At 72.5% G+C, this 4,109-nt stretch carries 3 protein-coding genes; 1 reads left to right on the forward strand and 2 read right to left on the reverse strand.

Going from position 1 to position 4,109, the window contains the following annotated elements; all coding sequences use genetic code 11:
• Both xylB and dalD read right to left on the reverse strand, forming a co-directional pair.
• Positions 1 to 1,292 (reverse strand): xylulokinase (xylB, locus tag F3J10_RS34605; protein WP_167243958.1); only part of this gene is annotated, 1,292 nt, incomplete at its 3' end.
• 148 nt (positions 1,293 to 1,440) lie between these two features.
• Entirely contained in the window at positions 1,441 to 2,844 is a 1,404-nt protein-coding gene (gene dalD, locus F3J10_RS34610; RefSeq protein ID WP_166915131.1) for a D-arabinitol 4-dehydrogenase, read from the reverse strand.
• Between the two features lie 248 nt (positions 2,845 to 3,092).
• On the opposite strand from dalD, the gene mdlC reads away from it, so the two are divergent.
• A partial coding sequence (mdlC, locus tag F3J10_RS34615) for a benzoylformate decarboxylase (protein ID WP_167243959.1) occupies positions 3,093 to 4,109 on the forward strand: 1,017 nt, incomplete at its 3' end.

Below are 4,109 nucleotides of genomic sequence, written 5' to 3' on the forward strand. Positions count from 1 at the left end.
TCGAGCGCCGCGCCGGTCGCGCCGCCGCCGAGCTGGTGGGTGCGCACGTCGAGCGCGTCGGCCACCAGTTGCGCCCAGTAGGCGCTGCGCGCGCCGCCGCCGATCAGCGCCAGCGAGGCCGAGCTGGAGCCGGCCGCCACCAGCGCGTCGTGGCCGTCGGCCAGCGCCAGCGTGACGCCTTCCAGCACCGCGTAGCCGAGCCGCGCGCGGTCGGTGCCATGCGTCATGCCGTAGAACACGCCTTGCGCGTAAGGGTCGTTGTGCGGGGTGCGCTCGCCCGACAGATAGGGCAGGAAGATCGGCGCCTCGGCCAGCGCGGCCGGGTCGAGCGCCTCGACCTCGGCGATCAGGGTCGGCTCGTCGGTCGAGGTCAGCTTGCAGACCCAGCGCAGGCAGCTCGCGGCGGACAGCACCACGCTCATCTGCTGCCAGCGATCGGGGATCGCGTGGCAGAACGCATGCAGGGCCGATTCGGGATAGGGCATGAAACGGTCGCCGACGATGCTCAGCACGCCCGAGGTGCCGAGCGAGACGAAGCCGTCGCCGGGCTGGGTGGCGCCGATGCCGAGCGCGCTGGTGGCGTTGTCGCCGCCGCCGCCGGCCACCACGATGCCTTCGGCCAGGCCCAGCTCGCGTGCCGCCGCGGCGCGCAAGGTGCCCGAGGGCGCGTTGCCCTCGACGATGCGCGGCATCTGCTCGCGTCGCATGCCGCCCGCCTCGAGCAGGCTGCCCGACCAGTCGCGGCGCGCCACGTCCAGCCACAGCGTGCCGGCCGCGTCCGAGGGATCGGAGACGCGGTTGCCGGTCAGCCGCAGCCGCAGGTAGTCCTTGGGCAGCAGCACGCAGTCGATCTTGCCGAACACCTCCGGCTCGTGCGTGGCGACCCAGATCAGCTTGGGCGCGGTGAAGCCCGGCATCGCCAGGTTGCCGGCCAGCCGGTGCAGCTCGGGCGCGCGGCGCGTGAGCGTCGAGCATTCCTCGTCGCTGCGCATGTCGTTCCAGAGGATCGCGGGCCGCAGCACGCGATCCTCGCGATCGAGCAGCACGGCGCCGTGCATCTGGCCCGACAGGCCGATGCCGCGCACCTGGGCGTATTCGGCCGGGTATTTGGCGCGCAGCGCCGCGAGCGCCTCGCGGGTGCCCTGCCACCAGTCCTCGGGATGTTGTTCGGCCCAGCGCGGATGCGGGCGCGACACGGTGAATGGCGTACCCGCCGTGCCGACGACCGTGCCGTCGGGGGAAAGCAGCAGCACCTTGACTTCCGAGGTGCCGAGATCGATGCCGAGATACATGATGGGCGGAAGCAGTCCGTCGTCAGAGAGTCGCTACTGTAGCCGCGCGGCGCGGGCCGTGCCAATGCCGGATGACCCGCACGGGCGGGGCGCGATGGCGCCCGGGCCCGCGCCGGGCCGGTGTTTCGGTCGCTACCTCAGCCGCTGGTCAGCGCGAGGCGAACCAGGCGTCGACGCGCGCCAGCCCCGCGCGCAGCACCCGCGCGAGCCGTTCGTCGTCGGCCAGCGAGCCCCACAGCGAGCGCTCGGCGGCCAGCGCGGCGACCGGATCGTCGGCCGCCACGATCGCGCGCGCCACGCCCGGGTCCATCACACCGTCCTGGTACTCGTAGGGCAGCAGGCCCTGCGACCAGCGTTCCAGGAAGCGCAGGAACAGGGCGGGCAGCACGGCGGTCGAGACCGGCTCGGCGCCGCGCGCGAAGCAGTCGGCCAGGGTCGGCGCGATGAAGCCGGGGATCTTCGAGAAGCCGTCGGCGGCCACGCGCTGGTTGGTGTCGAGGATGTAGGGATTGCCGAAGCGCTCCAGCACCACGTCGCGATACCGTGCCAGGTCGAGCGGGCTCGGGGTCAGCGAGGGGATCACGTCGTCGCTGACATAGTCGTGCGCGAGCTGGCGGATCGCCGCGTCGTGGGTGCCTTCGTGGATGTAGCTCAGGCCCGCCAGCGTGCCGGCCCAGGCGATGCAGCTGTGGGTGGCGTTGAGGATGCGGATCTTCGCTTCCTCGTAGGGATGCACGTCCTGCACCAGCTCCGCGCCGGCCTGCTCCCAGGCCGGGCGGCCCGCCACGAAGCGGTCCTCGATCACCCACTGGATGAAGGATTCGCCCATCACCGGGCAGGCGTCGTCCACGCCGGTGGCGGCCTTGACGCGCTCGGCCACGTCCGGCGTGGGGCGCGGCGTGATGCGGTCGACCATCGCGCTCGGGCAGGACACGTTGGCGTCGAACCAGGCCAGCAGCTCGGCCAGGCCGCGCCGCTCCAGGAACTCGCGCATGCCGGCCTCGAAGCGCGCGCCGTTGCTGCGCAGGTTGTCGCAGCTCTGCAGCGTCAGCGGCCCGGCGCCGCGCGCCTGCCGTTCGGCCAGCAGCGCGGCCAGCGCGCCGTAGATGGTGGTGCGCGCGCCCTGCAGGTCGGCGGCCAGGTCGGGGTTGCCGGCGTCGAGCCGGTTGTGTTCGTCGAGGTAGTAGCCGCCCTCGGTCACCGTGAACGACACGATCCGGCAGGCCGGATCGGCGCCGGCCTCGACCAGCGCCTTCAGGTCGATCGACCAGGGCAGCACGCGCGTGATCGAGCGGATCGTCTCGTAGGCGCGTTCGCCGCCGGGCGTGACGGTCTCGAGCGTGTAGGCGCCGTGCTGGGCGGCCAGCGCGTCCATGGTGGCGCGCATGTCGTCGCGGATGTTGGCGACCACCAGCGACCATTGGCCGGCGGTGTCGCCCGCGGCCGCGGCGGCTTGATTGACGCGATGCAGGTACCAGGCCTGATGGGCGCGGTGGAACGAACCGGCGCCGATATGCAGGATCACGGGCGCGACGGTCGGCGGAGGATTCATCCCTTGTCTCCTTGTGGCCGAAGACGGCCTCGTTAAGATCATTTGCTCGCTTTGTGAGCGAATGATCTTATTCGGGCTGGGGAAAGTCAAGGCGGATGGCGCGGATTTCGATGCTGCACTGCGTCGTGGCGCGGGCCGCGGCGGTGCCGCTCGCGCCTGCGCGCACGGCCTTGCCGAAAAAGACAGTACCGATGCGCGGGCGATGTCTCGATACTGTCGTCTGGTCCCGATTGCGAGAGAGCGCGCCGATGAGCGATACCCGATCCGATCCCGCCGCTGCCGCCATGACGGTGCGCGACGCGGTGCTCGACCTGCTGCGCCAGTTCGGCATCGACAAGGTGTTCGGCAATCCCGGCTCGACCGAGCTGCCGATGTTTCGCGATTTCCCGGCCGACCTCGACTACGTGCTCGGGCTGCAGGAGGCGGTGGTGGTCGGGATGGCCGACGGCTACGCGCAGGCGAGCGGCCGGGCGGCGCTGGTCAACCTGCATTCGGCCGCCGGGCTCGGCAACGCGATGGGCAACCTGTTCACGGCCTCTCGCAACCACACGCCGCTGATCGTCACGGCGGGGCAGCAGGCGCGCTCGCTGCTGCCGCTCGATCCCTATCTCGGCGCGCAGCGCGCGGCCGAGCTGCCGCAGCCCTATGTGAAATGGAGCGTCGAGCCGGCCCGCGCGCAGGATGTGCCCGCCGCGATCGCGCGCGCCTGGCGGATCGCGATGCAGGAGCCGCGCGGGCCGGTGTTCGTGTCGGTGCCGGTGGACGACTGGGACCAGCCGGCCGAGCCGGTGGCGCCGCGCGCGGTGAGCCAGGTGCAGGGGCCCGATCCGGAGGCGCTGGCGCGGCTCGGCGCGGCGCTGGAGGCCAGCGCGCGGCCGGCGCTGGTGGTGGGTGCCGCGCTGGCTCGCGGCGGCGCCTGGGACGAGACCGTCGCGCTGGCCGAGCGGCATCGCGCGCGCGTGTTCGCGGCGCCGGTTTCCGGGCGCTGCGAGTTCCCCGAGGACCACCGCCTGTTCGCCGGTTTCCTGCCGGCGATGCGCGAGCGCATCGTCGAGCGGCTGGCGGGGCACGACCTGGTGGTGGCGCTCGGCGCGCCCGCCTTCACCTATCACGTCGAGGGTTTCGGGCCGCACCTGCCGGACGGCGCGCGGCTGTGGCAACTGGTCGACGATCCCGGCGTGGCCGCCTGGACGCCGGTGGGCGACGCGCTGGTCGGCAACCTGCGGCTCGCGCTGGCGGGGCTGCTGAGATCGGAAGAGCACACG

It is taken from the genome of Burkholderia sp. Cy-637, assembly GCF_011753175.1.
Taxonomy (GTDB): Bacteria; Pseudomonadota; Gammaproteobacteria; order Burkholderiales; family Burkholderiaceae; genus Burkholderia; species Burkholderia gladioli.

Coding starts and splice junctions, on each gene's coding strand:
- dalD (WP_166915131.1), bottom strand. CDS start 2,844: ATGAATCCTCCGCCGACCGTCGCGCCCGTGATCCTGCATATCGGCGCC.